Source organism: Agarivorans gilvus (assembly GCF_001420915.1).
Classification (GTDB): domain Bacteria; phylum Pseudomonadota; class Gammaproteobacteria; order Enterobacterales; family Celerinatantimonadaceae; genus Agarivorans; species Agarivorans gilvus.
The window spans coordinates 855576-882402 of sequence record NZ_CP013021.1; the positions used below are offsets into that span (position 1 = coordinate 855576).

23 protein-coding genes and 1 pseudogene are annotated in these 26827 nt (G+C 44.9%); 10 read left to right on the forward strand and 14 right to left on the reverse strand.

Annotation, left to right across the window (positions count from 1 at the left end; translation table 11 throughout):
• The first annotated feature begins 34 nt into the window (after positions 1 to 34).
• Entirely contained in the window at positions 35 to 538 is a 504-nt protein-coding gene (locus AR383_RS04015) for a DUF2062 domain-containing protein (RefSeq protein WP_055731966.1), read from the forward strand.
• A gap of 58 nt (positions 539 to 596) precedes the next feature.
• On the opposite strand, the gene lolE is transcribed toward AR383_RS04015, so the two are convergent.
• From lolE to AR383_RS04030, 3 genes are read right to left on the reverse strand one after another with little or no spacing between them, the layout of a single operon-like run.
• Positions 597 to 1832, reverse strand: coding sequence for a lipoprotein-releasing ABC transporter permease subunit LolE (gene lolE / locus AR383_RS04020; RefSeq protein ID WP_055731967.1), 1236 nt, complete (start codon positions 1830 to 1832; stop codon positions 597 to 599).
• A 1-nt stretch (position 1833) separates the two neighbouring features.
• Positions 1834 to 2532 (reverse strand): lipoprotein-releasing ABC transporter ATP-binding protein LolD, encoded by a 699-nt coding sequence (lolD, locus tag AR383_RS04025; RefSeq protein WP_055731968.1) that lies wholly within the window; start codon positions 2530 to 2532, stop codon positions 1834 to 1836.
• Positions 2525 to 3754 (reverse strand): lipoprotein-releasing ABC transporter permease subunit, encoded by a 1230-nt coding sequence (locus AR383_RS04030; RefSeq protein ID WP_055731969.1) that lies wholly within the window; start codon positions 3752 to 3754, stop codon positions 2525 to 2527. Before AR383_RS04030 ends, lolD begins: the two co-directional genes overlap by 8 nt.
• Positions 3755 to 3921: 167 nt before the next feature.
• Between AR383_RS04030 and AR383_RS04035 the strand changes: the two genes are divergently transcribed.
• From AR383_RS04035 to AR383_RS04065, 7 genes and pseudogenes are all read left to right on the forward strand, one after another.
• Entirely contained in the window at positions 3922 to 4497 is a 576-nt protein-coding gene (locus AR383_RS04035) for a hypothetical protein (protein WP_055731970.1), read from the forward strand.
• A gap of 9 nt (positions 4498 to 4506) precedes the next feature.
• A pseudogene (mfd, locus tag AR383_RS04040) lies at positions 4507 to 7961 on the forward strand (transcription-repair coupling factor).
• Positions 7945 to 9093 (forward strand): CsiV family protein, encoded by a 1149-nt coding sequence (locus AR383_RS04045; protein WP_055731971.1) that lies wholly within the window; start codon positions 7945 to 7947, stop codon positions 9091 to 9093. The pseudogene mfd and the gene AR383_RS04045 overlap by 17 nt, the downstream one beginning before the upstream one ends.
• 3 nt (positions 9094 to 9096) lie before the next feature.
• On the forward strand, positions 9097 to 9495 hold the full coding sequence (locus AR383_RS04050) for a DUF2919 family protein (RefSeq protein ID WP_055731972.1): 399 nt from the start codon (positions 9097 to 9099) through the stop codon (positions 9493 to 9495).
• A 526-nt stretch (positions 9496 to 10021) separates the two neighbouring features.
• Positions 10022 to 10582: a TIGR02594 family protein gene (locus AR383_RS04055; RefSeq protein WP_055731973.1), complete on the forward strand. Its 561-nt coding sequence runs from the start codon at positions 10022 to 10024 to the stop codon at positions 10580 to 10582.
• Positions 10583 to 10586: 4 nt separating this feature from the next.
• Entirely contained in the window at positions 10587 to 11042 is a 456-nt protein-coding gene (locus AR383_RS04060) for a hypothetical protein (protein ID WP_055731974.1), read from the forward strand.
• Between the two features lie 115 nt (positions 11043 to 11157).
• A complete protein-coding gene (locus AR383_RS04065; protein ID WP_229711240.1) occupies positions 11158 to 11625 on the forward strand; it encodes a GNAT family N-acetyltransferase in 468 nt (155 codons plus the stop codon).
• 200 nt (positions 11626 to 11825) lie between these two features.
• Here the strand turns inward: AR383_RS04065 and AR383_RS04070 are convergent, their stop codons facing one another.
• From AR383_RS04070 to AR383_RS04095, 6 genes are all read right to left on the reverse strand, one after another.
• Positions 11826 to 13121, reverse strand: a complete 1296-nt coding sequence (locus AR383_RS04070; protein WP_055731976.1) for an NAD(P)/FAD-dependent oxidoreductase — start codon at positions 13119 to 13121, stop codon at positions 11826 to 11828.
• Between the two features lie 177 nt (positions 13122 to 13298).
• Positions 13299 to 13847 (reverse strand): alpha/beta hydrolase YcfP, encoded by a 549-nt coding sequence (gene ycfP / locus AR383_RS04075; protein ID WP_055731977.1) that lies wholly within the window; start codon positions 13845 to 13847, stop codon positions 13299 to 13301.
• A 44-nt stretch (positions 13848 to 13891) separates the two neighbouring features.
• Positions 13892 to 14923 (reverse strand): beta-N-acetylhexosaminidase, encoded by a 1032-nt coding sequence (nagZ, locus tag AR383_RS04080; protein WP_055731978.1) that lies wholly within the window; start codon positions 14921 to 14923, stop codon positions 13892 to 13894.
• A 7-nt stretch (positions 14924 to 14930) separates the two neighbouring features.
• Positions 14931 to 15521 (reverse strand): penicillin-binding protein activator LpoB, encoded by a 591-nt coding sequence (lpoB, locus tag AR383_RS04085; protein ID WP_055731979.1) that lies wholly within the window; start codon positions 15519 to 15521, stop codon positions 14931 to 14933.
• Between the two features lie 13 nt (positions 15522 to 15534).
• The gene (locus AR383_RS04090) at positions 15535 to 15927 is read right to left on the reverse strand and encodes a YcfL family putative periplasmic lipoprotein (protein ID WP_055731980.1); all 393 of its coding nucleotides are present in this window, start codon (positions 15925 to 15927) and stop codon (positions 15535 to 15537) included.
• 12 nt (positions 15928 to 15939) lie between these two features.
• Positions 15940 to 17229, reverse strand: a complete 1290-nt coding sequence (locus AR383_RS04095; RefSeq protein WP_157051637.1) for a COG3014 family protein — start codon at positions 17227 to 17229, stop codon at positions 15940 to 15942.
• Between the two features lie 463 nt (positions 17230 to 17692).
• On the opposite strand from AR383_RS04095, the gene AR383_RS04100 reads away from it, so the two are divergent.
• A complete protein-coding gene (locus AR383_RS04100; RefSeq protein WP_055731982.1) occupies positions 17693 to 19729 on the forward strand; it encodes a methyl-accepting chemotaxis protein in 2037 nt (678 codons plus the stop codon).
• Positions 19730 to 19801: 72 nt separating this feature from the next.
• Here AR383_RS04100 and AR383_RS04105 read toward each other — a convergent pair whose 3' ends face one another.
• Positions 19802 to 20677 (reverse strand): 6-carboxytetrahydropterin synthase, encoded by an 876-nt coding sequence (locus AR383_RS04105; protein WP_055731983.1) that lies wholly within the window; start codon positions 20675 to 20677, stop codon positions 19802 to 19804.
• A gap of 139 nt (positions 20678 to 20816) precedes the next feature.
• Here AR383_RS04105 and AR383_RS04110 point away from each other — a divergent pair, with 139 nt between their 5' ends.
• The gene (locus AR383_RS04110; RefSeq protein WP_055731984.1) at positions 20817 to 21512 is read left to right on the forward strand and encodes a PilZ domain-containing protein; all 696 of its coding nucleotides are present in this window, start codon (positions 20817 to 20819) and stop codon (positions 21510 to 21512) included.
• A 96-nt stretch (positions 21513 to 21608) separates the two neighbouring features.
• Here the strand turns inward: AR383_RS04110 and AR383_RS04115 are convergent, their stop codons facing one another.
• The 4 genes from AR383_RS04115 to malE all read right to left on the reverse strand — a co-directional run bounded on the left by AR383_RS04115 (position 21609) and on the right by malE (position 26640).
• Positions 21609 to 22745, reverse strand: a complete 1137-nt coding sequence (locus AR383_RS04115; protein ID WP_055734951.1) for an ABC transporter ATP-binding protein — start codon at positions 22743 to 22745, stop codon at positions 21609 to 21611.
• Between the two features lie 88 nt (positions 22746 to 22833).
• Complete coding sequence (gene malG, locus AR383_RS04120; protein WP_055731985.1) at positions 22834 to 23724, reverse strand: maltose ABC transporter permease MalG; 891 nt, start codon at positions 23722 to 23724, stop codon at positions 22834 to 22836.
• A 12-nt stretch (positions 23725 to 23736) separates the two neighbouring features.
• Entirely contained in the window at positions 23737 to 25371 is a 1635-nt protein-coding gene (gene malF, locus AR383_RS04125; RefSeq protein WP_055731986.1) for a maltose ABC transporter permease MalF, read from the reverse strand.
• An 87-nt stretch (positions 25372 to 25458) separates the two neighbouring features.
• Positions 25459 to 26640 (reverse strand): maltose/maltodextrin ABC transporter substrate-binding protein MalE, encoded by a 1182-nt coding sequence (gene malE / locus AR383_RS04130; RefSeq protein WP_055731987.1) that lies wholly within the window; start codon positions 26638 to 26640, stop codon positions 25459 to 25461.
• Between the last annotated feature and the right edge of the window lie 187 nt (positions 26641 to 26827).

Sequence of the window (26827 nt, forward strand, 5' to 3'; positions counted from 1 at the left end):
GCAATAAAAAGTTTTTTATCAGTAACTAAACTATATGCCAAAAAAGACGATACAACGATTTATTCCTAAGACTGAAGACTTGAAAGCCAGCAAGCATCTTAAGTTCTTTGGAGAATGGCTACACAACCCTAATTTATGGCATTTAAATCGTCGCTCCGCTGCTGGTGCCTTTGCTATTGGGTTATTTGTTGCCTTTATTCCACTGCCCTCCCAAATGATTATTGCTGCTGCGCTAGCGATATTATTTAAAGTTAATCTTCCCTTATCGGTGGCCTTAGTGTGGGTGTCCAACCCGTTTACCATCCCCGCTATTTTTTATTTTTGTTATCTGGTTGGAGCCTCAATCTTGGGTAAAGCCATTACCCAAGTGCATATAGAGTTTTCTTGGGAAGGCATAGAACATCTGATCGCCACCGTTGGCCCCTCGTTTTTACTAGGCAGTTTAGTTTGCGGCATATTCTTCTCAATATGCGGCTACTTTTCAATTAACGCTCTGTGGCGTTACTCCGTTAGACGCCGCTACCGCAAACGTCGTTAAGCCAATAGAAAAACAAAAAGGAGCCCATTGGCTCCTTTTTAAATCTCTTGCAAGGGGTTTACCCCAACTCTTGGGCAGGTTTCACTCTAGTCGCCTGCCAGGCTGGCCATATTGTAGCTAACATACTTAAAATTAAAGCGGCAACCACCACCACAAACACATCGCTCCACAGTAACTTGGCTGGCAAAAAGTCGATGAAATAGATGTCAGCCGATAACAAACTATGGCCTAAGGCTTGCTCTAGCCAGCCCACTAAATGAGGCAAGCCCAAACTCCCTAACACACCGAAAACAGCGCCCCAAAGGCAGCCTAGAATCCCATTGTAAGAGCCATAAACCACAAAACTGCGCAGCAAGGTGGGATCCGATGCCCCCATGGTTTTTAATATCGCAATATCACCGCGTTTCTCACTCACCGCTAAAATTAGCGTGGACACAATATTGAAGCTGGCCACCGCCACAATTAACAGCATAATGGCGTACATAATGGTGCGAACTAATTGAATATCTTGGTACAAATACCCGTATTGGCGAGTCCAACTTTTAATAAAAACTAATTGGGGGAAAGTCTTTGCCACCGAACGCACAATCTCATCGGCGAATAAAGGCTGGTCAACTTTTAAACTGATGCCAGTCACCCCCTCTTGCCACTGGCTGAGCTGCTGCGCATAGGCCAAGTTAATAAAACCTAATTGATTATCCAGCTGCCCACCAGCCCGCATCAAACCAACCACTTTAACCCTTACCCGTTGTGGCGAACTAAGATGTTGCTGCTGTGGCTTAGGCAACAATAGCGTGACTTGCTCGCCAATTGTGATGCCCAAATGTTTAGCAATACCTGCACCAAGTATCAGTTGTGGCTGGTTTTCAGACAGGGCCTGCCAAGCCTCATCCCCCACGTACTGATGTAAACTGGTCACGGTTTTTTCAGTTTCAGGATCGATCCCCTTTAGCGCCATCGCTTTCATCTTCTTACCTTTTTGGATCAAGGCGCTAAATTGGATGTAGGCGGCAGCCCCCAATACGTGGGGTTCTGCGCGTGCTGCTTCAAGTAAATGTTGATGATCGCTTAAAGGAGGGTTAACCGCTTCTAGTTCACCATGGCTAACAATGGCTAAAAAGCGTTCTCGTAATTCTCGCTCAAAGCCGTTCATTACCGACAAACCAATAATCAACACCGCCACACCTAATACAATACCCAGTGTGGAAGAGGCCGAGATAAACGAAATAAAACCGTTGCTATTGTTAGCACGGTGATAACGCAGGCCAATGAAACACGATAAAGGCAAGCGCATACTAATCTGCCTTGCTAACAAAATGACCGTCTTGCATATGCGCTTGACGAGAGAATTTCGCGGCCAAAGCCAAGTCGTGGGTCACCACTACAAAAGCAGTATTCAAATCACGGTTAAGCTCTAAAATAAGTTGGTAAATCGACTCGGTGCTATGGCTGTCTAGGTTGCCGGTGGGTTCATCAGCCAATACCAAGCTGGGTTGGTTAACCAAAGCGCGAGCAATGGCGGTGCGCTGGCGTTCTCCGCCAGAGAGTTCAGCAGGACGATGTTTTAAACGGTGCCCCAAGCCTACTCGTTCTAACAAGGCTTGCGCCTGTTGATAGGCTGCAGTCTTGGCGACGCCTGCGATTAATAAAGGCATGGCTACATTTTCTAAGGCGGAAAACTCACCCAATAGATGATGAAACTGATAAATAAAACCCAGTTTTTGATTACGTAGTTTAGCCAATTGTTTACTGCTTAAGCCCGCTAGGCTTTGTCCTTCGATACTCACCTCTCCTTGATTGGCATCATCAAGGCCGCCGAGAATATGCAATAAGGTACTTTTACCAGAACCAGAGCTACCCACAATGGCCACCGCTTCACCAGACTGAACCGCGAAGTCGACACCGTGCAATACCTCGGTTAACTGCTTGCCATCTTGGTAAGTTTTACAAATATTAGTTGCCACTAAAACGGGCTGAGCGCTTTGCTCACTCATATCTAAGAGCCTCTGCTGGATGAATCTTACTGGCTTGCCAAGCCGGATAAATGGTTGCCACAATGCTGAGCAACATCGCTGCAGTGGTGATAAATAAAATCTGCTCGCTACGCAGTACTACCGGCAAGCCCGCGCCACCAAAATTAGCGGCAAAGTTTAAGCCCAAAGCTGACATCACCGGGTTAATATTGGCGCTTAAGGCATAACCGCTTAAGGCGCCAACCGCAGCCCCAACACAACCACTCCAGGCCCCTTGGGTAACAAACACCATCACCACCTTGGTGCGTGACAAACCCAAGGTTTGTAAAATAGCAACGTCGCTACGTTTTTCACCCACCATCATGACTAGACTGGATAAAATATTAAATGCAGCCACGGCAATAATCAGGCAAAACAACATCCCCATCATGTTCTTTTCCATTTTCACCGCGGCGAATAGTTCCCCATAGAAACGACGCCAATCTTGAAACTCTACCCCGGCCTTGTGCAAGCTAGCGGCGAGGGTTTCAATCTTAAAGGGGTCGTCTAAATAGATGCGCTGCTGGCTCACCTTAGTTAAAGGAGAACGCAGTAATCTGGCACTGTCTTGTTGATTAACTAATATGAATTGCTTATCCACTTCGGCGGCAAATTCAAAAATACCGGCAACCTGAAAATTACGCTGCGAGGGCATTTCCCCTAGCGGGGTATAGACCAAGCGATCGGTGGCCAATAAACGAATATTATCGCCTAGGCGCACGCCCAAGGCATTGGCAACACCAATGCCAATCACCACCTTATAACTGCCCGGTTGTAGGGCATCTAAATCCCCTATCAGCATTTTATCACGAAGCAGCTCGGCATCGGCTTGAGCATTCACATCAATGCCTTGCATCATCGCGGCATGTAAATTAGAGGTGCTTTGCAATACCACTTCACTAAGCACCAAAGGTGCATGAGCATAACCCGAAAGTTGCGGGGGAATCGGCTGTTCAGCAGCCAAAGTCAGGTGGGGAACAAGATTAAGTATGCGTTGTTTCAGCTGCTGCTCAAAGCCATTCATCACCGAAATAACAGTAATTAAGGCAGCTACGCCTAGGGTAATCCCCAGCGTCGAAAACCAACTAACAAATGACGCAAAACGTTGCTGTTTGGCTCCGCGTGAGAACCGCCATGCTATAAAGCCAATCAATTTCATCGAAGCAACGGACATCCCTAAGCTTTTAAAAAACGCGCTAATCATACCGTGCGCCCTGCACAGCAACAAGTAACATAGCTTGCTTAATCACATAAAAATCAAAGATAATCAGTATATTTGCAATTGCTTGCTCAAGTTGTTGTAATTTCGCCTTCAACTACGCTTTAAAGCATGGTTATTTGTCACTCGCCGCTGGGCGTTTGTAGGAAAATATGCAAGAACAACAATATTTTAGTGTATCTCACCAACTCAACGTGAATATCGAAGTGATTGAACAAGCAGACCTGCCTCAATCACATGCTGAGTTTGAAGCCAGTATTCCAGAACCGTTTATTCTCGCCAATGGCTCACAGCATTCTTTAATAGGGCTACGCGCACTAAAGCAGCTAGGTGAAGCGGGTGAACAATTATTAACTTACCTACAAAACCAAGAACAAAAACTTAATCGTGTTTTAAGCTATGTTTTAGCCCAGCAGGATAGTCCAGAACATCGCACCATTAGCCAATTATTTGGTGGCTCTGAGATCCACTGCGTTTGGCCACAAGCGCTAGCTAAAGGCCAAGCCTTACGGCTAAAGATTTTCTTGCCTGAAGAGTCCAGTGCCGTGTTTTGTTATGGCGAAGTCAAACACAGTGAAGCGCTGGCTCACAGTAAAGAATATTTATTGGAAATCAGTTATAGCTGGATCCGCGAAGAAGATGTTGAAGCCCTAGTAAGAGCCAGTCTGCATGTGCAGAGCCAGCAATTAAAAGCTCGAGCAGATGCTCGACAACAAGCCGAAAAATAAGAGTTTTCTGTGTTACTAAATTTACCCTGCCCGACCGCTGCGGGCGACAATAAGCAAGTCAGCAATCTGCCGGGCAGTGCCTTAGCCTTGGTGATTCAACAATACATTGGCCAACTCGACGCACCGATTGTCATTCTCACCGAAGATACTCGCAGCGCCTTGCAAATTGAGCGCGAAGTGAACGGGCTTAACCCCAGCCGCCCCTTGCATTTGCTACCCGATTGGGAAACCCTGCCCTACGATAACTTTTCGCCTCATCAAGACATCGTATCGCAACGGATTTTAAGCCTTAACCAATTAAGCCAAGACCGTAACAGCGTGCTCATCGCACCTATGGCGACGTGGTTACAACGCTGCGCCCCGGCGGAATTTTTAGCTAAACACAGCTTGCAGCTCAAAGTGGGTCAAAGCCTAAACTTGGCCGCCTTTAAAGAGCGCTTAGTGAATGCTGGCTATCAGCATGTTGATCAGGTGATGGAACACGGCGAGTTCGCCTTACGCGGCAGCCTGTTAGATCTGTTCCCCATGGGCAGCGAGCAGCCGTTTCGTTTGGACTTTTTCGATGACGAGTTAGACAGCATTCGGCAGTTTGACCCCGATACCCAGCGCAGTTCAGACCAACAACAAAGCATTACCTTGCTGCCCGCTCACGAGTTTCCCACCGATAGCAGCGGCATCGAAACTTTTCGCCAGCAATGGCGGGATCGCTTTGAGCCAAGCCGCGATGCAGGCTCAATTTACCAACAGGTGTCCAAAGGCATTATGCCTGCCGGTATTGAATACTACTTGCCCTTATTTCATAGCCACACCGAAAGCTTGAGCGACCAATTAGCACCCAATACCGTGGTGATTAAGGTGGGTGATTTAGATCAGGCAGGGCGACAGTTTTGGCATGAACTCAGCCAGCGCTATGAAAACCGCCGTCACGATAAAGCCAGACCAATACTGCCGCCAGACGAACTTTATCAAAGCACCGAGCAGTGCTTAAAAGAGCTGAAACTGTTTGCTAGCGTCAAATTACACAAGGGCCCAGCCAGAAATAGCCAAGGTAAGCTAAATCTAGAGGCCCATGCACTGCCCGATTTAACCGTTAACCATCGCTTGAATCTGCCGCTGCAAGCGCTGAGTCACTACCTTGAGCATCACCCCAAGCTTAAGGCCTGTTTTATTGCCGAAACCGAAGGCCGCCGCGAAGCACTGAAAAACCTGCTCAGCCCGCTAAAACTAAAGCTTAAAGATTACGCTACGCTGAACGACTTTATCAGCAGCGAGCAGCAATTGGCGATGGTAGTAGCGCCGCTAGAAAAGGGCTTTGAACTTAGCCAGCCGCAACTGCAAGTGATTACCGAAGTCGACCTACTAGGCGACAAGGTAAGAGCCAAACAGCGTAAGGCGTCCAATAAAACCCTTAACCCCGATGTATTGATCCGTAACTTGGCGGAACTGAGCATCGGCCAGCCCGTGGTACATATAGAACACGGCATAGGCCGCTACCAAGGCCTTACCAACTTTGAAAACGGCGGCATTAAAACCGAATTTCTCAGCTTGGAATATGCCAACCAAGCCAAATTGTACGTACCGGTGAATGCGCTGCATCTAATTAGCCGCTACTCAGGCGCTAACGATGAAACCGCGCCACTGCATAAGCTGGGTAATGACCAGTGGCAAAAAGCCAAGCAAAAAGCGGCGGAAAAAATCCGTGATGTGGCCGCCGAGCTGCTAGAAGTTTACGCCAAACGCGCCGCCAAACCGGGCTTTGCTTATCAAATGGATGATACGGCGTACCAGCAATTTGCCGCCGACTTCCCCTTTGAAGAAACCGACGACCAGCAACAAGCCATTCAGGCCACACTTAGCGATATGCAAGCGCCCAATGCCATGGATCGGCTAGTTTGTGGTGATGTAGGTTTTGGTAAAACCGAAGTGGCCATGCGAGCAGCGTTTGTGGCGGTGAATGCCGGTAAACAAGTGGCGGTATTAGTGCCCACCACGCTGCTGGCACAACAGCATTATGACAACTTTTGTGACCGCTTTGCCAATTGGCCGATTGAGGTAGCCGCGCTATCGCGCTTTAAAACCGCTAAAGAGCAAACGCAAATTATTAAAGATGTTAAGGCTGGCAAGGTAGACATCATCATTGGTACCCACAAATTACTGAGCAAAGAATTGCAGTTTGCCAATTTGGGGCTGCTAGTGATTGATGAAGAACATCGCTTTGGGGTACGCCAAAAAGAACAAATTAAAGCGATGCGCGCCAATGTAGATATTCTTACGCTAACCGCTACGCCTATTCCACGAACGCTAAACATGGCAATGAGTGGCATGCGAGACTTATCGATTATTGCTACTCCCCCAGCCAAGCGTTTGGCGGTAAAAACCTTTGTTCGCCAACATGAACCCGCGCTAATTAAAGAAGCGATTAGCCGTGAAGTAATGCGTGGTGGCCAGGTGTATTTTCTACACAATAAAGTAGAAACCATTGACCGAGTGGCGCAAGAGCTGAGCGAGTGGTTACCTCAGGCCCGCATTACCGTAGCCCACGGGCAAATGCGCGAGCGCGAGCTAGAGCGGATCATGAGTGACTTTCACCACCAACGTTTTAATGTATTGGTATGTACCACCATTATTGAAACTGGCATCGATATTCCCAGCGCCAATACCATTATTATCAACCGCGCCGACAACTTTGGTTTAGCCCAGTTACACCAATTGCGAGGACGGGTTGGCCGCTCTCATCACCAAGCCTACGCCTACTTGCTCACCCCGCCGCCCAAGCTGATTACCAAGGACGCACTAAAACGCTTAGATGCCATTGCTCAACTAGAAGATTTAGGCGCAGGCTTTACCTTAGCCACCCACGACTTAGAAATACGTGGCGCGGGTGAACTACTCGGTGATGACCAAAGCGGCCAAATTGAAGCCGTGGGTTTCACCCTGTATATGGAAATGCTCGACCGCGCGGTAAGCGCCCTGAAAAAAGGCCAAGACCTTAACTGGGACTTGAGCCAAAGCGAGCAAGCAGAAGTAGAGCTGCGTATTCCTGCCCTGTTGCCCGACGACTACATCTTCGATGTGACTACCCGTTTAACCATGTATAAGCGCATTGCTAATTGCGGCGATCAGGCAGAAATGCGTGAACTACAAGTGGAACTGATTGACCGCTTTGGCTTACTGCCAGAGCAGGCTAAAAACCTGTTTGAGGTGCAAAAATTTAAGATTGCCGCCGAACATTTAGGCATTAAAAAAATAGAAGCCGGCCCCAAAGGGGCGTGGTCGAGTTTGCGGAATCCACAAAAGTTAATGCCGCTTTCCTCGTAAGCCTGTTACAATCACAACCAGCTATCTATCGTTTAGAGGGTGCAAATAAACTCAAGTTTGCCGTGCCTAGTGACAGCCCAGAACAACGATTAAGCCTTATTGAATCACTATTGGAGCAATTTACTGCCAATGCGTCTAATTCTTAAAAGTGCCCTACAACTCTGCAGTCTGGCCGTCATCACCCTAAGCAGCATTCCCAGTTTTGCCGAAGAACCTCGCTGGTTTGATATTGAGGTTATCTTCTTTAAACGCAACATCGATGTGGCAAGTACTCAAGAATATTGGCCCCAGCCGCAACAAATCAATGTGAATACCAGCGAACCGCTGTTAGGCCCTTTGTTTGCTTGTGAGCAACCTTGTGTTAGCCCTAGATTTGACCAACTGCCTGTCACCATAGATGGCCGAGGTTGGCCGATAAGCGGCAGCACTAAGCGGCGCATACTCAGTAAATCACAATTAGAACTCAGTGATGAGTTTGCAAAACTCCAGCAACACGCCGCCTTTACTCCACTGCTACACATTGGTTGGCGAGAAGTAGTTGCACCGCGTAACCGCGCTAAGCACTATACCGTGCAAGCAGGTCAGGATTTTTCTACCCGCTTTAACAGCGATGGTCAGCTATTGTCTGCCAGTGCGCCGCAAACCGCCGACGACGCCATCGACTTAAGCGCAGAAAACTTGTCTTTGTTTGACGTAGAACAGGCAACAGCAGAACAAACGCCTATAGAGCCTAGCGCCCTGTGGGAGCTTGAAGGTGGTTTTCGTGTTTACCTTCAGCACTACCTGTATATAGAAAGTGAGCTGATTCTTAAACGCCCCGTAGAAGTGGAACAAGCCTTAACACCAGAGCCTGTAGAGCCAGTAGCCGCAGCAGAAACGCAGTCAAAAGAGAGCGCCGAACCGTTGAATGTTCCGCCCAACGTAGCAGTGGCCGAGGTGGTGGATCCAAATGCTGAAGCCCCTGCGGTGGTGGTAGTCACACCCGATATGCAAACATCGGAGCAAGGTGCGTTAGTTAAAGAGTTTCATACCGTTGAGCAACTACACAGCTTTAAGTTTGATCAAAAACGCCGCGTGCGCTCTGGCGAAATTCACTACTTCGATCACCCGCTAATGGGTATGTTGGTGCAAATTCGCCGCAGCCCTGAAGCCGAAACCCAAGCTGAATTATTGGAACAGCCTACTAACAGCGTGCTAGAGCAAAGCATAGAACTCAGCGAAGCCAACGCCTTGCCAGAGGCGACTGACGAAGAAGCGGCTTTGCCCGAACTTCAATAAAACGTGTTTTTTGCTAATCAAACCAGCGTACTATTCACTTGTGCGCTACTCAGCCGAACCTGGTTGCTATTTGCCATAGCGGCCAGCTCTCGGCAGACTGGTGGTGACATACTAAGCCTACTCTACCCTGAACATCGCTGGTTTTACTTAGGGCTGGCTATGGGCGCCCTACCATTGAGCCGACTACTACTTCCCCGCTTATGGGCCAAAGTCTCGGAAAAACTACAACTGTGGGGGCTATTAGTAATACTAGTCGCCGATATTAGCCTGCAAGTACACGCCATCAATCTAAATTACTGGCGCTTTGAGTTACTCAACGCTATCACCCTGTGGCTAAGTTTACTGCTTGGCTTTATTTTGCTTAAAGCCGCTCTAAGCAAGCAGCCTACGCTTGCCAAATAAAGCTGTTTAACACCTCTCCTAAAAGCCGAAGCACTTCGTTAATTTAATCCCCGGTTATTTAAGGCTCAGCTTGCGCTTGAAGCAAAGCCAGTGAACGCTCATCTAGCGACTTGAATCCTGCTGATACCACTAGCTATTAATACAGTATTAAAATAATTAGAGAGAAGGTGCGACAAAGCGAGCCTTAAAAGGCCTAAATTGTTCTCGCTTTGTTTTTGCCTGTTTTTATAACCTTATGAATTTTATCGTTTTGTTGTTAGTGCCATTAAATTTACCGCGCCAAAATCTGGCGCGGTAAATAGGTTGTAATTTGTTTTATATCAATAAGCGCTGTAATACATCGACTTTTGCTGATAAGTTATTGTCATTATTATGTGATTTTACTTGGAGTGAGTTGTTTGTCGGCAGCTATAGCTGAGATTTAACGAGAAGTCCGGGTAATACCCTACTAGCCATCGCTTCGTTTGCTGCTGCGTATTTTATAGCTCGTAGTTAAAGAAGATTATGAAAAGAAAGGATTTGTACTATGACAAGCAAAGTTCCAGCGCATCTTCGGCATATCGAGGCATACTCGACACGAGCTGCGCTATTTTGTTTTGCTCCGTGGATGAAAACTGCATATAAAGAATTAGGACAAAGTGAAGTTCCTGGGTTCAAAGCAAATCCACGAATAATTCAGTATTTTTCTGCGTCAAATTTTTGGGGAAAAGATGACTCAGGCGGTAAAAATGCGTGGTGTGCTTCTTTTGTTGCTTGGGTAATGAAAAAGCATGGTTACACTCCTGTGAAAAATGCATTTCGTGCTAAGTCTTGGGAAAATTTTGGCAAAACAATTTCGACTCCAGTTCAGGGGGCAATTGCAATAAAAAGTAGAAAAGGAGGTGGGCATGTTGGTTTTGTTGTAGGTCAAAGCGCAACAGGTCAATATCTTTTCATATTAGGTGGTAATCAAGGTGATAAAGTAAGCATTGCTAAATATAAGACCAGTGTTTGGGATACATTTGTTGTTCCCGCAGGTTTTGATGAGTCGACTGGCCGGCTACCCATATACACATCTCCGGCAGTGCTGGCAAGCACGGAGGCTTAACATAATGAAATATATGGTTATTGCCAAATTATTTATCACTACATTGATGGCTTTAAGTAATCAAGCTTATGCTAATCATCTCGATGAACAGCAAGATTTTTTAGTTCAATCAATATTAAATACTCCATTTACAGCCGTGGTTACAAATACACAGGTTACCAAACTGACTTCAAATCCCGATGAGGGGGATATATATCTGCTAAATGCGGATGTTCAAGAGATTATTACGGGTAAAGCTGAAACAAATATAAGCTATAGAATATTTGTTGAGTTTGGCGAGGATGTATTAGTAAATAAAGAGCCAGTTATAATTAGTCTTTGTGAAGATGATAATGGTTATTACTGGCCTGGGGTGGGAGCTGAATTTCCTGTGACTGCAGCTCTATTAACAGTGGCTCACCAAGCTGCGAAAACAAAAACAATGTCAAATTTAGACAAGGCTAAAAGTCACTGTAACTGAATGTATGGCTTTTATTAAAACGCAATGCCTAACAAGTTAAATCAAAAGGCAACAAGTTGCTTTTGTTTAATGCGTTATATTTTCAAGTCAAATAAGGAGTTGTATCGTGGCTTCAATGGTAAATCCAATGAATGCATTAATGAGCTTGCAGACTGAGATTTTTAACGGAATACCGTTACGCAGTTGTGCTGCACACCCTTCACTAAAAATGTTTTATGATCAGCCTAATGGCCGTCCTCGATTCACCTTTGCGAAAGTTGAGTCTCAGCTAATTAAAGCTTTTGCTGTTGTAGCTATAACAGAAACAATCCAAAGTTTACCTTGTGTCAATCTCGGTTATGCAGTACCTCCTGAATATCGTCAACAGGGTCTTGGAACTGAAATTGTGAAATTGAGTATTAATGAGCTAAAAGCCGAGTTTAAACGGAACGGTGTAAATGAATTTTACGTAGAAGCTGTTGTGGGAGTGCAAAACATAGCCTCGCAAAGACTTGCTGCAAAATTATTGTCCGCAAATTTTGAAAAAATTAAGGATGATGTTTCTGGTGAGGATGCTTATTACTATTGCCTGAAAGTTCAGTGAGCAAAAAATATAACAAGACAGTTAAGCGTAGTCCACAAGCGGGCTAGACCTCGCTAAGCTCTACCGCTAATTGCAGCGTTATAGCAAACAATTACCTAGGAGTGCATGTCGTTTAACTGCGCTTGACTCAGCTACCTCACCGCCAATAAAACAACAAAAAAGCAGCTCAAGAGCTGCTTTTAATCTGATTACACTGACGCTTAGTGTAATTTTAACTTAGGCCGTAGTACTTGGTTGATTCGCCCTACTAACATCATTAAGCCAGTTTTCATGTAACCGTGTAGCGCGATTTGGTGCATGCGGTACAAGGAGATGTACATCACCCGAGCAATGCGCCCTTCAATCATCATAGAGCCTTGCATTAGGTTGCCCATTAATGAGCCCACTGTTGAATAACGGCTAAGCGAAACCAAAGAGCCGTGATCTTTATATTCAAAGTCTAACAGTGGCTTCTCTTCCATTTGGCGCAAAATGTTTTTAAATACTAGGCTGGCCATTTGGTGAGCAGATTGAGCGCGAGGCGGCACAAAGCCTTCTTCACCCATGGCGCAACTAGCACAGTCGCCAATCGCATAAATGTTACTGTCACGCGAAGTTTGCAAAGTAGGACGCACCACTAGTTGATTAATGCGGTTGGTTTCTAAGCCACCTAGCTCTTTCATAAAGTCTGGACACTTAATACCTGCAGCCCACACCATCAGGTCTGCTTTAATTAGCTCCCCTTCTTTGGTGGTTAAGCCCTCTTCTGTCGCTTCGGTTACCATGGTATTAGTACGAACATCCACACCCATTTTTTGTAGCTCTGAGTGAGCGGCGCTAGAAATACGTACAGGTAAAGCAGGTAAGATTTTCTCGCCGGCTTCCACCAAGGTGACCGCTAAGCTTGAATTGCTAAGGTTAGGCACACCGTAGGCACGAAGTTGGTCTAATGCATTGTGCAGCTCGGCAGATAGCTCTACCCCGGTAGCGCCCGCGCCCACAATGGCCACACGTACTTTTTCGCCTTTTTCTGCTTCATCATTTTGTGAATACTGCAAAAAGCGATTAAGCATACGGTGATGAAATAAATCGGCACGGCTAGGATTATCAAGGAAAATACAGTGATCTTTTACGCCTTTGGTATTGAAGTCGTTAGACACCGAGCCAATGGCCATAACCAAGTAATCATAGTTAAGTTGTCGTGCAGGCAAGATTTCTTTGCCTTCTTCCACCATCGGTTTCAACGTTACTAACTGGTCTTCGCGATTAACATCGGCGACTTCGCCCAGTTGAAACTCAAAGCCATGATTGGCCGCATGAGAACGGTAACTTAACGCGTCAATTCCCGCATCCAGAGAGCCTGTTGCCACTTCGTGCAGTAAGGGCTTCCATAGGTGAGTACGGTTTTTATCTACCAGAACGATATTGGCCTTGCCTTTTTTCCCCAGCTTGCGCCCTAAACGCGTCGCTAGCTCGAGGCCACCGGCACCACCACCAACTACAACAATTCTAGTCATGCTTGATTATTTCCTTGTAACAATCTGAAGTGTAAACCTTGCTAAAGACTTTATTATGAGTGTTGTCAGCCCAGCCCATTCAGCAAAGTGGACACATTATACGTAACTTGATTAAGATCACAAAATAAGCCTACAAAAAAAGAGGGGAAAACCCTCTTCTTTTGTTAAGTATTTAGCTTATAAACTGGGTAAACGCTTGAGTGATTTGATCAACTGAAGATGACGACTGATATCTTTAAATTTATGGGTTTGTTGGTCATCCCATACAATCTGATAATAGTCTTTTAACTCTAATTCTGAGGCTTTGTTATCTAAAAACTCATCGTTTTCTGAGAGTATCACGGTACAATTGCCTTTGTTCTTAGCGCGAAACTCACTGACACACTTAGACGCAATATCAACATACTCTTCAGGGCGCTCAATACGACCTTGCATATTTAACTCTGGATGCAAGTTTGGATTGAAGATAACCGAAGGAATGCCACATAAAAAGCCTATTCGTTCGCTCCAATAACCGCCTAAACCCACGCCACAAACCACGACTTCTTCTTCAGCACTTAACATTAACTGCTTATGCACTTCTTTAAGCAAATGGCTCATGTCATGACGGGGATGGATAGTACTGTAACTAATGGGCCGAACATCCGGGTCAACAAACTGTAACTGCAATACTTTTTCGTGGTTACCCGGACTTGTAGAGTCAAAGCCGTGTAAATAAATAATCATCCTAGCCTACCTTCCTCTCAATCACTGACTAAAATCAAGTGTATTTATAACTTATCCCATTCACTGGTGATTGTCGCTATTTTCCGCGTCTGTTCAGTGATTTGTTTATAGTTGTTTTGCGCTGCTAGCTCCGACCAAGTAGCTGGATAGGCTTTGCCTAATAGCGATTCGGCCCCCTTAACCTGAGTATGGGCTAAACCATCAAGTAAGCGAATACTGGCATCTCGGTCATTACACGCCAACAACAAGTCACAGCCAGCGGCTAAAGCTTGTTTAGCTCGTGTCACATAATCACCCACCACCGCCGCGCCTTTCATACTAAGGTCATCACTGAAGATGAGACCTTTAAAAGCCAGCTCTTGTCGAAGTATTTGTTGTAACCATTTAGCAGAGAAGCCTGCCGGTTGCTCATCTACATCGGGGTAAATCACATGGGCAGGCATCACCGCATCGAGCTTATTTTGCGAAATTAAGGCACTAAATACTTGCATATCGTGCTGTTTAATTTGCTCAAAACTGCGTAAGTCTCGCGCTTCCAAATGGTGAGTATCGGCTTTTACATTGCCGTGTCCCGGAAAGTGTTTGCCGGTGGCTTTCATGCCTGCTAGCGCCATGCCGTCGATAAAAGCACTGGCTAAAGGAATAATTTGCTGAGGCTGCTCGCTAAAAGCGCGCAGGCCAATCACATCACTTATGCCATTCACGTCCAACACTGGCGCAAAACTCAAATCGATGTCACAAGCGCGTAGCTCTGCTGCCATCAACCAACCTAAGTGCTTGGCTAGTTGCTCCGCTGGCATGCTCAAGTGTTCGGCAACAGCAGCTAAATGCCCCATTGCCGGAATAGGCGAAAATTGATGGCGAAAACGTTGTACTCGGCCCCCCTCATGATCGACAGCAATAATCAAGCGAGTATGAGAAGCAGCCCTAATACTTTTTACTAAATCGATGAGCTGCGCTCTATCATGGTAGTTACGTGAAAATAAAATCACCCCGGCCACTAGCGGATGCTGCAACATTTCCCGCTCTTCGCCACTTAACTCGGTAGTGAGTAAATCAATAAAAAGAGGTCCCATTTATTCCTTACCAACCAAAAGTAGACTTAGTTTCTGCCTTACGGATTTCAGTCTCGTCGGCCCACTCCACTAAACCTGTTTTAAGGTCTAATAAACGCATGGTCATCTTGTAGTAGACGTCCTTGGTTTTTTTGTTGGTTTTTACAATGCTAGACAGATTGCCATACAGCATATATTCGGCACCGACCTGCTGACCAAAAGCAATCGCTTTTGATGGATCAACAAGGTCGCTGTCATTTTGAAAGCCTAATTGCTCTCTTACCTGATTTACCGTGGTCATATCCACAAAACGGAATTTCCCCGATTGCAGCAATTTGGTGCTGATGGTATCGGTGACAGACTCGGTATCGATATGCTCTGTGGTTTTATTTTTAATCCGGTCCACAAAAACAATTGGCCGCCCCTTAGCGGTAATATCAAGCAATAATGGTGAAGATATCATCGAGTCGGTCATTTCACCGGCAATGGTTTGTAAGTCGGTGGAGCCAAAGCTCACATCAACCGTTTCTACTTGCTGAGGGTCACCATAACTTACTTGGCTGGAACATCCACCTAAGCCAAGCGCAAGTAAGCTAATAAGCACTAGTCGTTTATTCATAAATATCTCTCTGTTATTTCACTTCTCTAACATAAATTTTGAAGTGCTTGGCACTATCAAGTAAGGCAATCGACTGCACTTGAATTTGTTGTTTACCGTGTAAAGTGAGCGGCGTCCAAGCGCTAGTGGCTTGATTAATTTGAATGTTGTTGCTGTCATACCAATAGAAGCGATACTGCAAATTCAAATCGCCCTTATATAGAGATTGTATGGTAGCCACCCCTTGTAGGCGATCATTGTTTTGCTGAGTCGTTGCGCCCAATACCGTTAACTTGCGCCCCAAACTGATATTATCAACGATCAGCCATTGCTTACCATCAGGTTTATCTGAATCGGCAGAAATACCTGAAGTATTTGTGGTGCAAGCTACCAATAGCAGGCTGAGCAGCAAGAATACATATTTCATGTTCACCTCTCATTACAAATTAAAAACTTGAATGGCAGAGCCTAGGTCGTTAGTTAACACTAAACTGACTCGCCCTGCTCGAATGTTTAGTGGCTCGAGGTTTTGGCTTAAGCCCTCAAATTTTAGAGTATGTTGTCCGGCAGGCAAAGCCTGAATCGCAATTTGCGCTAAAGCCGGTAGGCTCTGCCAACTGCGAGTATCGGCACGCTCAGACGCTGTGTTGTAAAGATTAACCAAAATATTCTCCCAGCTTTCATGCTGAGCATCGTTATGTTGATTAACCGCCCGGCGCAACTGTTCTTTACTTAGTAAACGCAATAATTGCCGATAAAACAGGCCGGGTAAGTCTTGTTGCAACTGTTTTGCCGCTAAGGCATCTAGCTGAACCACCTGCTCAGTGGCTAGGCCTTGCCCTGCTACCTGAATATCTAGCGGAAGAGCGATATTGGCTTGCCCTCGCATCACAGGCAAAGCCACCGTAAAATTCTGCCACTGATTATTATGATATAGCGGCAAAGAAAATCGTGCTTCTTGACGCGCTTTAACGAGGGATTGTTCGTGGATCACCACTAATAAGCCTTGTTGCTTAGTAAGAGCCTCGCCTTTAAGCGGCGTATATTGCTGATAATCCTCCATGGCCAGTTTGGCCCCTAAACGAGCGACTTCGGCTTGTAAGTATTTATTCTGCGGAGCCAAGGCCAAAGCCTTACGATAATCAATATAAGCATCGTCCTCTTGCCCTGCCGCTAAATACAACACCGCAGACAACACATAACTCAAACCATTTTGGTAAGCGTTAGCTAATTGTTGCTGGGTTTTAAACTGCGGGTACTGCTGACTTAACTCCTGGTATTGCTGCTGATAGTCTCTCAGTTGCTGCTCTAAGCTAGCGGGTGTTTCTTGCATGGCCTGCTGCTGTATCAATCCCGCCTTGCGGATTTCAACTAAAGCCGACTCAAGCCCCTGGTTATGTAAATAGTTAATCGCTTGATAGTGATGCAGCATCACTTGCTCGTATACCGGGATATGGTAAGGAATGAAATTATCGTTAGTAGCCAGCGTAGAAAGTTGCTGTAAACCGCTAGAAACTCGGTATTCGGCTTGTCGAGACAACCACTCAAGCTGCTCATCAACCTGTTTAAAATACGCTTGGCTTTGCTGATACTCTCCGGCCAAGTAGGTGATTCGGCCTTTTTCTAGCAGTTTTAAATAATAGCCATTATCGCTGGGGTGCCCTTCATCAATCAACTTAGCCGCTAATTGAAACTGCCCCGAACCAATTTGGTAGCGGCTGGCTTGCATTTGTTCGCTATAGCTTACAAACAAATCGCTAAATAGGGCTGAGCTACAACTTTGCAGGCTGACGCATAAGACACTGGCTAGAGCCACAACCGCAAGGGGTGGCGTCTCGCAGTCTTGCTAGAGCTAAAGCCTTTGTTTGTTGGTAAAACACCGTTAAGCCTTGCCATCGATTAACTTGTCCCAAACCACATAAATCCCCCCCTAATTGAGGCAACATCAAACAATCCAACTCATCCGCTTAAAGCTGGACTTAAGCGCTCACTTTTTAGACAATCGCGGCAATTTTGATAAGTAGGTATCAAATCGCCGCTATATCAGCCATTAACAAGTTTATTAATGCAACATACTCAGAAAGAGTTGTGATCTCTTGCATAGCAAGTCGCGCTAACAGCAGGCATACTTTGACTAAAGTATGAAATCATAACAATTATAAATAGCTAACAAATCGGTTGGTCGGGGAATTATGAAAAAAAAGTCATTAAACGTAGCCTCATCGCTCCAATTCTTAAAAAATGTTTCTATTGTCCATCGAGTAAATTTTGGGTTCGGCTTTTTAGTGCTGATGATGGTATTAACCAACATTTTGTCACTGCAAACGGGTAATAAATTTAACCAACAACTGGACTTAGTGACAGAGGAAGCAACCCCTCTAGTGCTACAAAGTAGTGAATTTGCTGTCGATTTATTAACCGCAGATAAACACTTTAAAGATGCGCTAACCTCGCAAAACGCAGATGCAATTAAAGCCAGCGGTGAAGCTTTTGCACAAAGCGAACTGGTATTTGTCTCTTCATTAGGCACTCTACGCTCAATGGCTGAAGGCAATAACGAGCTTGAATCTCATCTTGATACCTTGAATAACTTAGATCAAAACTACTTCCGAGTGGCAACTCAAGTAATACAAGATTACATTGCTTATTTAGAAGCCGAACAAAATGTGAAACGCAGCACCAACCTATTATCGGTCATGCTTCCACAGTTGAAGAAGAACCTTTCCGATAAAGTGGTGGCCTTAAATGATGATTACATTCGGTGGGCATCAGAAAGCTTTTTAAACGCCATGGCCGTTGTCGAGCTTAATACCTTAGAGGGTCTTAACACTACCGAATCAGCCAAAGTAGAAGTCATCTTCAAACGCAATAAAAAGTTGATTAAAAACTTCTTAGAAGCGACCTCTGATTTAGAAGACGAAATTCCTGAATTACGCAATGATATGGGCCACCAAATCGACCAGTTTATTAAAGACTCCACCCAAGACGATGGCGTACTAGCCGAGCACCTGGCCTTGACCAAACAACGAGAAGACATAGCCCAGCATGTGGATGCAACTGCCTTAGAAATCACTAATGCTATTAGCATCCTTACTAGCATTAACGAGATAGCTAACCAACAAGTAGATAAGGCCTCATCAAATGCCAGCGCGATGCTTGATTCAAGCCGCATTCAGTTGATTACCGCCATGGTAGTGGTTATTGTTTTAGCCTTATTAGTGGCATGGAACGTAGCCAGTGCGATTAAACAGCCGCTCAGCATGTTACTAAAAACCCTTAAAGCCGCGGCTGCAGGCAATATGACCGAAACGGTAGCCTACTCTAGTAACAACGAGTTTGGTCAGCTAGCGGATTCCGCTAATAGCATGATGTCGCAAATGCGCACCGTGCTACTAGAAATTAGCCAAGCTGCTGAAAGCTTGTCTAATGTTTCTAAGGGTAACTCTGTGACCCTAAACAGCGCCAAAGACGAATTGAATAACCAGCGCCAAGAAACTGCATCGGTTGCTGCCGCCATGACAGAAATGGAGCAATCGGTTAGAGAAGTGGCGAAAAGTGCTAATGTCACCTTAGAGAAAGTGATGGAAGTAGAAGAAGCGGCCAATTCAGGGCGCAAGATCATGAGTGATAACATTACTACCACCCATCAACTTTCCGAAAAACTGGACCACAGTAGCTCAGTGATTGGCGAAGTAGACAACATGAGTAATAGCATCGGTTCAATCTTAGATGTGATTCGTGGTATTGCCGACCAAACTAACTTACTTGCGCTAAACGCTGCCATTGAAGCCGCTCGCGCAGGTGAGCAAGGGCGTGGCTTTGCCGTGGTAGCTGATGAAGTGCGAGTATTGGCTCAGAAAACCACTAACTCAACCACCGAAATTCAATCGATGATTGAGAACTTACAAAAGAGTGCTCAGCGTGCGGTAACGGTAATGTCTGAATGTTCAACTGAGATGCAATCGAGCATTTCGCAAACTTCTGACGCAAACGGTGCGATGGAAGAAATCCAAGGCATCATTACTCAAATCTCAGATATGAGTAGCCAAATTGCAGCAGCGGCAGAACAACAACAAGCTACCGGTGCAGAAATTTCTACCAACCTCAACCGTATCTCAGATATTAGTGACGACAACTATCAAAGCATTGAAATAGTGACTAGCACCAGTGAAGAATTAGGTGAGCTAGCCGCAGAGCAAGATTTATTAGTGAAACGCTTTACGCTGTAAAGCGGTAAAAATACCAAAGGCTCCTTTAAGGAGCCTTTTTTATTGAAAAGCACTTAAATAAACACGTTCTAACTAGGGCTCACTGGCTTCACAAATAGCGCCTTTCCCTACCCCTTCATAAGCTCTTACCCTTAACTCATGGCCATTTAATACCTTAGCTAAGGTTCTGGCTATATAAGCAGCTAGGTTCTCTACCGTCGTCTCGCAAGGCAGGATATCGGTTTCGTTTTTTGGTATAACCAACTCAAACTTACCCTGAGGCGACTCATAGGCAAAGGCGTAATGCTGTTGCCAGTCTTGTGCTTGATAAAAACTCACTAGCGATGGTTCGACTTTATCTTCTTCGCTGCCCAAGTAAATATTACGCCACCTCATCGCCCAGCTAGTCGCCAAATCAATGTCGGACTCTCCGTCCACCATAATCTCTATAGCAGAACGGTGACCGTGGGCGATACGCTGGCAATTACCATCATGCTTTTTTAAGCCGTGGCTATAGTGATAATAAGGGCCATCAATCTGCTCATGACGTAGGCTAATACGAATATCTTTAATATTTTTAGGTAACTGAGCCAATACCACTTCGCTTACATACTGACTCAAAGCTTGGTTGCTCACTTCAACAGCATCAATAAAGGTATAAGCTTCATCCGGACAGCAAAGGTGAATACTTTTACCATTAGGCCGCAGGAAGTTTAATTGGGTATAACCAGCATTACGCTTAACTTCGCATAAAGGCGAGCGCTGAGGAACCAACAGCTTATGATCGACTTTTTCATCAATTAAACGTTTTATCAGCTTTTTCACCTGACCAAAATCAAGCAGCATATCCATTTCATTTAACGAGCCACCTAATTCAATATCGACTAACCAGCTCTCCCCTACTAAACCCCGGTCAGGGCATAAATAAGTTGAGTCAATAACGGTTAGATCTCTTACAAACAATCTCATTTTAATTTCCAGCTGGCTTCATCCGGCGCATTATAACGCTAAGCTAACAATTTAGTCATGGCTTGTGCGATCTGCAAAACCAAACACGTAAATTCTATGGTAAGGTTAAATGATTAAATAAGCAGCTTAGAAACAACCTGTGAGCCAGATAGCACCTGAATTACTTAATAAATTTAATGCCTTGCCTTGCCAGACCGAGGTACATCTACAACTCCCTACGGCGACCAAACCAATACGCTTACGCAGCCGCCTAATTGGGATTGAACCAGGCATGTGTGTCATTATATCGCGAGGCACCGACCAACATTGGGAAATGGCCAGAGAACTTATTCGAGAAGGTCAGTCGATAGTGGTGCGCTTAGTTAATGAAGGAGACCCAAACGCCACCATTTTTGCTTATCGCGGTGCTATATCCAAATTAATGAGTACCGTAGGTCGCTGGCTAGTTATCGACTACCCCCGTAACTTACAAAAAATAAGCCTCAGACAGCATAGCCGCTTACCTATATACCTAAACTGCCGCTTACAAAGCTTAGGCAAACAAGCCGATACATTTTCCGCAATACTTAAAGATCTGTCACTTAATGGCAGTGGCATCGTCACCGAAGAAATCCCTCACACCTTAAGGCAACAGCCTTTTAAACTAGAGTTAACTATTGAAGGTCAAAAAGCCTTCGCTATTAAAACTCGGATTTGTAACCAACGACTAGAACACGGCTCTTCTAGCAGAATGCATTACGGCCTTAGTTTCGATGCAAGCGAGCGAGAAAAACAACAATTTATTGAAGCTGCGTTATTAGAGATTATGCAACGCGAGAACAAACTTCCCAGCTAACCTAACTTCTTGTTCGCCTAGCTCTAGTCACTGTGGCGGTAAACAGGCACAAAAAAAGCGACCCGAAGGTCGCTTTTAAATTAATGGTCAAAACTTCTAGTCTTTGTTGTACTTGGCAGTACGTGGGAACGCAATGCCATTGCTATCAAACAAGTAACAAGCTTTAGTTGGTAAACCAACTCGTAGCTCATCACCATTATTACTTGGGAATTCACTACGTGCTTTGAAGGTGAAATCAAAGCCTTTAACGTCCATATAAACGTAAGACTCAGCACCTAAGTGTTCTGCAACCACGACAGTACCTGTGATGAAGTTCTCGGCATGAGCATGGCCTTCTTCTACCAAGTGCTCTGGTCGACAACCCAATTCAACACTATCACCAACGCTAGCGCGACTTGTGTCTACTGCTGCTGTGATAACGTCGCCAGTTACCAATTTGATTTTGCTCTCTGTATCACTAACTTCTAACAATTCACCTTCAATGAAGTTCATCTTTGGAGAACCAATGAAGCCTGCAACAAACTTGTTGGCTGGGTTATGGTATAGCTCTAGAGGCGAGCCAAATTGTTCTAGGTTAGTTGCCGCATTTGGGTCTAATGGGCTAAGAACCACAATTTTATCAGCTAAGGTCATCGCTTCCACTTGGTCATGGGTCACGTAGATGATAGTTGATTGAAGTTCTTTGTGGAGCTTTGCGATCTCGATGCGCATTTTCACACGAAGTGCCGCATCAAGGTTAGAAAGTGGTTCATCAAACAAGAACACACCCGGTTGTTGCACGATACAACGACCGATGGCCACACGTTGACGCTGACCACCACTTAATTCTTTTGGTTTACGGTCAAGTAATGGGTCTAAGCCTAAAATGTCAGAGGCATTACTTACACGTTTTTCGATAATGTCTTTATCAACCTTCTTCAATTTAAGGCCAAAAGACATATTTTCACGCAAATCCATGTGTGGATATAAAGCGTAAGATTGGAAAACCATACCTACGTTACGTTGTACCGGTGGTACATCGTTCATGTAGTTTCCACCAATGCTCAATTCACCACTGGTAATATCTTCCAAGCCTGCAATCATACGCAAAAGAGTTGACTTACCGCAGCCTGATGGACCAACGAATACAACAAATTCACCATCTTGAATATCTAAATTAATTTCACGCAAAGTATCTTGGTGAACTGCCGGATCGTAGTTTTTACGTACATTTTTTAAAATTACATCAGCCATTATTAGCTCCAAACTAAATAAAGCCATTTGCTTTATTTATAATCAATCTTGTTTTGCGTAGCCGCCATTGCAGCTACGCCCAAATAATTTAACCTTTAACACCACCAGCGGTTAAGCCACCCACCAACCAACGTTGGGCGAGTAGGAATACCACGGTAATTGGGAATCCTGACAATACTGCTGCGGCGGCGAAGTCACCCCACAAGTAGTTTTGCGGATACAAGTATTGTTGTGCACCTACGGCAAGCGTGAGTTTATCTACGTCTTGCATCAATACCGACGCCATCGGTACTTCTGTGATTACTTGAATAAATGCAAGAATAAATACCACTGCCAAAATAGGAACAGAAAGCGGTAACAATACCAATCTAAACGCCTGCCACGGTGTTGCACCGTCAATTGCAGCCGACTCTTCTAAGGCAGGGTCAATCGTTTCGAAGTAACCTTTAATGGTCCACACATGTAGTGCGATACCACCTAGGTAAGCGAAGATCAAACCGCCGTGAGTGTTTAGACCCAACCAAGGGATGTATTCACCGATTTTGTTGAACAAGGCATAAATAGCTACCAAGGCCAAGACCGATGGGAACATTTGGAAAATCAACATCCCGTTAAGAATGGTTGCTTTACCTTTAAAGCGCATACGAGCAAAAGCATAAGCACTTGTGGTAGACAACACTACGATAAGAATTGCTGAAATACCGGCAATCTTAATCGAGTTCCACAGCCACACCAATACTGGGAATGGTGGTGGCGTTGTCGAACCATCGGGATTAACTACCGTAATACCTAAGGCAAGACGCCAGTGGTCTAAGGTAGGATTAGATGGAATCAATTCACCAACCGCAAAGTTACCTGTACGGAAGGAAATGGTGATAACCATTAATAATGGAAAAATAATCAAACATAAAAATAAACATAGCGCTACGTGAGTAGCTAATTTTCTATATTTCAATGATTTAGGTTGAACCATTGCCATAATAGCTGCTCCTTATGCTGCTCTGTCTTCAGATTTAGTTAGTTTCAAGTTAATCAATGCTAGTGCACCCACAACAATGAAGATTAGGGTAGCAATGGCACTGGCTAAGCCGTAGTCCTGACCACCATCACCTTGGAAGGCAATACGGTAGGTATAACTTACTAGTAAGTCGGTTGTACCAGCAGGTGTCGAGGCACCAATAATGTCAGGACCACCATTTGTTAACAACTGAATCAATACGAAGTTGTTGAAGTTAAATGCAAACGAAGCAACCAACAACGGCGTTAATGGTTTCATTAATAGTGGAACAGTAATATTGAAGAAGTTACTAATTGGGCCGGCGCCGTCCATTGCTGAAGCTTCATATAAGTCTTCAGGAATAGATTTAAGCATACCCAAACATAAGATCATCATGTAGGGGTAACCCAACCAAGTGTTCACAATCAAAATCATTGATTTGGCCATTAGTGGATCAGTAAACCAATCGGGTTTAATACCAAATAATGACTCTAGAATAGCGTTAATCTCACCGAAGTTTTGGTTAAACAAACCCTTAAATACGAGGATGGAGATAAACGCGGGGATGGCATAAGGAAGAATGAGAACAACGCGGTAAATCGCACGCCCTTTAAGCTCTTCCCACTGAATCAGACAGGCTAACACCATACCGATGGCTAGCGTAAAGGCTACTGAACCGGCGGCAAAAATAACTGTCCAAATGAAGATTTGAATAAAAGGTTCTTTAATACCGTTGTCGGTAAGAACGCGGTCGAAGTTTTTCCAACCCACACCAACTACAAAGCCAGGTGCTAAACGGTCACCAACAAATTCACCTTCATCGTTAATGTACTGATAGTAACCAATCTCCATGTTTGGCAACATGATTTGACCAGTTTGGTTATTGCGCAGAATAGAAGGACCATCAATAATCGCGCCGCTTTCTTTAAGCACTACACCATCTTCTAAACGAGTATAAAGCGGCTTCATGGCTGAGAATTTACGCAGACCATTCATAACTAGCTCGTCACCTTTAGGGGTAACCAGTATCACGCTATTCAAGAATTGACGATGAGAGATAACATCTTTAATAGGAGCAACGTCTGATGCAGGTGCGCTATCAGCCACTTGTAACTTAATCCGTTGAGTATCAAGTGTTAATTTTTGAGCGCGAATATCGGCATTAGACACCATATCAACAAGACGAGAAGTATATAAGGTATCGTCTTGAGTAAGCGCCAATACATATTTACCAGAAACATCTTGATGCAATTGGAAGTCAAATGAACCTCCTTTTGCCATATAAGTCTTCTGGCTATGTAACTGCTCTACCCGCTCAAGCGACAACAAGTTAGTTCCGCTGTAGTTGGTAAACGCAATACCGACGGTATAGGCCAAGGGGAAGATAATAAACACCACCATGCCAGCAATACCGGGGAAAATATATCGATGGGCATATGTTTTTTGATTTACAAAAACATATACGCCGGTAGAAACAACAACAAGGGTGAGCAATGCAAATGCATATTCACCACCTGCATACATCAACACAATCGCATAGCCGTTAAGCAATACAATCGCGGTGACCAGCAGAAGTTTTAGCCAGGCGTATTTGCCCTGCATAAAACCTGGAGACGCAGAAAGACCCATTTTATGTACAACCTTTGTTTTAGACCGAAATTAATAAAGAGGAGGATAGACCAATATCCTCCTCCTGACCGAAATAATATGACCGTATTATTTCGCTATACGACGCGCAGCAGCGTCAAGTGCTTTATCTAGAGGCTGACGACCACTAGTAATGTTGGTTAGAGATGTTGCCATCGCAGACCAGAATTTACCCATAGCAGCTACGTTAGGCATTGGCTCACCATCTTGAGCGTTTGCGAAAGTGGCAGCGATGCGTGGGTCGCTTGAAAGCTGTTCCATGTAAGACTTAAGCGCTACCGCACCAAGTGGTACATCGTCATTCACAGTTTTCAAACCTTCATCAGTAACAAGGTAGTTCTCTAGGAACTCAATGGCTAAGTCAGAGTTTGGAGATGCAGAGTTAATTGCACCAGCCAATACACCTACCATTGGCTTAGCTTTGTTACCGTTGATAGTTGGAATGTAAGTTACACCGTAGTTGATGCCACTTTTTTCCATGTTATCCCAAGCCCAAGGACCGTTGATAACCATGGCTACTTCACCTTTGTTAAAGGCAGAATCCATTACACCATAGTCAGCGCCTTTTGGCATATGACCGTTGTCAATTAAGTCTTTAATAACTTTAGCGCCCATTTTAGCACCAGGTGTTGCTACACCAGTATCTTTAGTGTCGTAAGCGCCGTTTTCGTATTTAAAGATGTAACCACCGTTAGCAGCTAGCAATGGCCATGTGAAGTAAGTATTGTTGTAATCCCACAAGATAGCGTGCTTGCCAGATTTTTGAAGTTCTGTATCAAGAGCAGGGATTTCTTCCCAAGTCTTAGGTGGGTTTGGAACCAAATCTTTGTTGTAAATAAGGCCTACCGCTTCGATAGCGATTGGGTAACCGTAGATTTTGCCGTTAATGGTTACAGCATCCCAAGCGAAATCTTCAACTGCAGCTTTTTTCTCAGCACTTGGTTTAACCTCAGTTAATAGACCCGCGTCAACCCAGTCACCAAAGCGGTCGTGTGCCCATAAGAAGATATCTGGGCCAGAGCCTGTAGAAGCCGCTTGCTGGAATTTTCCTGGGGCGTCATCTGGGTGTGCAACACTTACTTTAACACCAGTATCAGCTTCAAAGCGTTTACCTACTTCAGCTAAGCCGTTATAGCCTTTGTCGCCATTTACCCAAATGGTCAACTGGCCTTCTTCAATTGCGGCAAAAGCGTTAGCCGCCATGCCTAAAGAAGCAACCGCAATAGCAGATGCAAGAATTGTCTTTTTCATTAGCCTTTCCTTAACTGTCGTTATGATTTTTAGGTCGCAAGCATAACTTGCTGGGGCTGATTCTAGCCCAAAAGGATGAAAGCGCACATGACTCAGCTCGCACTTTTGAAATTATATTACAAACCGCAAAAGCAAGGCGGCACACGCCTCCGAAGGTGATTTTATCACTCAACGGTGGTAATAAAAC

Coding starts and splice junctions, on each gene's coding strand:
- AR383_RS04015 (WP_055731966.1), top strand. CDS start 35: ATGCCAAAAAAGACGATACAACGATTTATTCCTAAGACTGAAGACTTG.
- lolE (WP_055731967.1), bottom strand. CDS start 1,832: ATGCGCTTGCCTTTATCGTGTTTCATTGGCCTGCGTTATCACCGTGCT.
- lolD (WP_055731968.1), bottom strand. CDS start 2,532: ATGAGTGAGCAAAGCGCTCAGCCCGTTTTAGTGGCAACTAATATTTGT.
- AR383_RS04030 (WP_055731969.1), bottom strand. CDS start 3,754: ATGATTAGCGCGTTTTTTAAAAGCTTAGGGATGTCCGTTGCTTCGATG.
- AR383_RS04035 (WP_055731970.1), top strand. CDS start 3,922: ATGCAAGAACAACAATATTTTAGTGTATCTCACCAACTCAACGTGAAT.
- AR383_RS04045 (WP_055731971.1), top strand. CDS start 7,945: ATGCGTCTAATTCTTAAAAGTGCCCTACAACTCTGCAGTCTGGCCGTC.
- AR383_RS04055 (WP_055731973.1), top strand. CDS start 10,022: ATGACAAGCAAAGTTCCAGCGCATCTTCGGCATATCGAGGCATACTCG.
- AR383_RS04060 (WP_055731974.1), top strand. CDS start 10,587: ATGAAATATATGGTTATTGCCAAATTATTTATCACTACATTGATGGCT.
- AR383_RS04065 (WP_229711240.1), top strand. CDS start 11,158: ATGGTAAATCCAATGAATGCATTAATGAGCTTGCAGACTGAGATTTTT.
- AR383_RS04070 (WP_055731976.1), bottom strand. CDS start 13,121: ATGACTAGAATTGTTGTAGTTGGTGGTGGTGCCGGTGGCCTCGAGCTA.
- ycfP (WP_055731977.1), bottom strand. CDS start 13,847: ATGATTATTTATTTACACGGCTTTGACTCTACAAGTCCGGGTAACCAC.
- nagZ (WP_055731978.1), bottom strand. CDS start 14,923: ATGGGACCTCTTTTTATTGATTTACTCACTACCGAGTTAAGTGGCGAA.
- lpoB (WP_055731979.1), bottom strand. CDS start 15,521: ATGAATAAACGACTAGTGCTTATTAGCTTACTTGCGCTTGGCTTAGGT.
- AR383_RS04090 (WP_055731980.1), bottom strand. CDS start 15,927: ATGAAATATGTATTCTTGCTGCTCAGCCTGCTATTGGTAGCTTGCACC.
- AR383_RS04095 (WP_157051637.1), bottom strand. CDS start 17,229: ATGCAAGCCAGCCGCTACCAAATTGGTTCGGGGCAGTTTCAATTAGCG.
- AR383_RS04100 (WP_055731982.1), top strand. CDS start 17,693: ATGAAAAAAAAGTCATTAAACGTAGCCTCATCGCTCCAATTCTTAAAA.
- AR383_RS04105 (WP_055731983.1), bottom strand. CDS start 20,677: ATGAGATTGTTTGTAAGAGATCTAACCGTTATTGACTCAACTTATTTA.
- AR383_RS04115 (WP_055734951.1), bottom strand. CDS start 22,745: ATGGCTGATGTAATTTTAAAAAATGTACGTAAAAACTACGATCCGGCA.
- malG (WP_055731985.1), bottom strand. CDS start 23,724: ATGGCAATGGTTCAACCTAAATCATTGAAATATAGAAAATTAGCTACT.
- malF (WP_055731986.1), bottom strand. CDS start 25,371: ATGGGTCTTTCTGCGTCTCCAGGTTTTATGCAGGGCAAATACGCCTGG.
- malE (WP_055731987.1), bottom strand. CDS start 26,640: ATGAAAAAGACAATTCTTGCATCTGCTATTGCGGTTGCTTCTTTAGGC.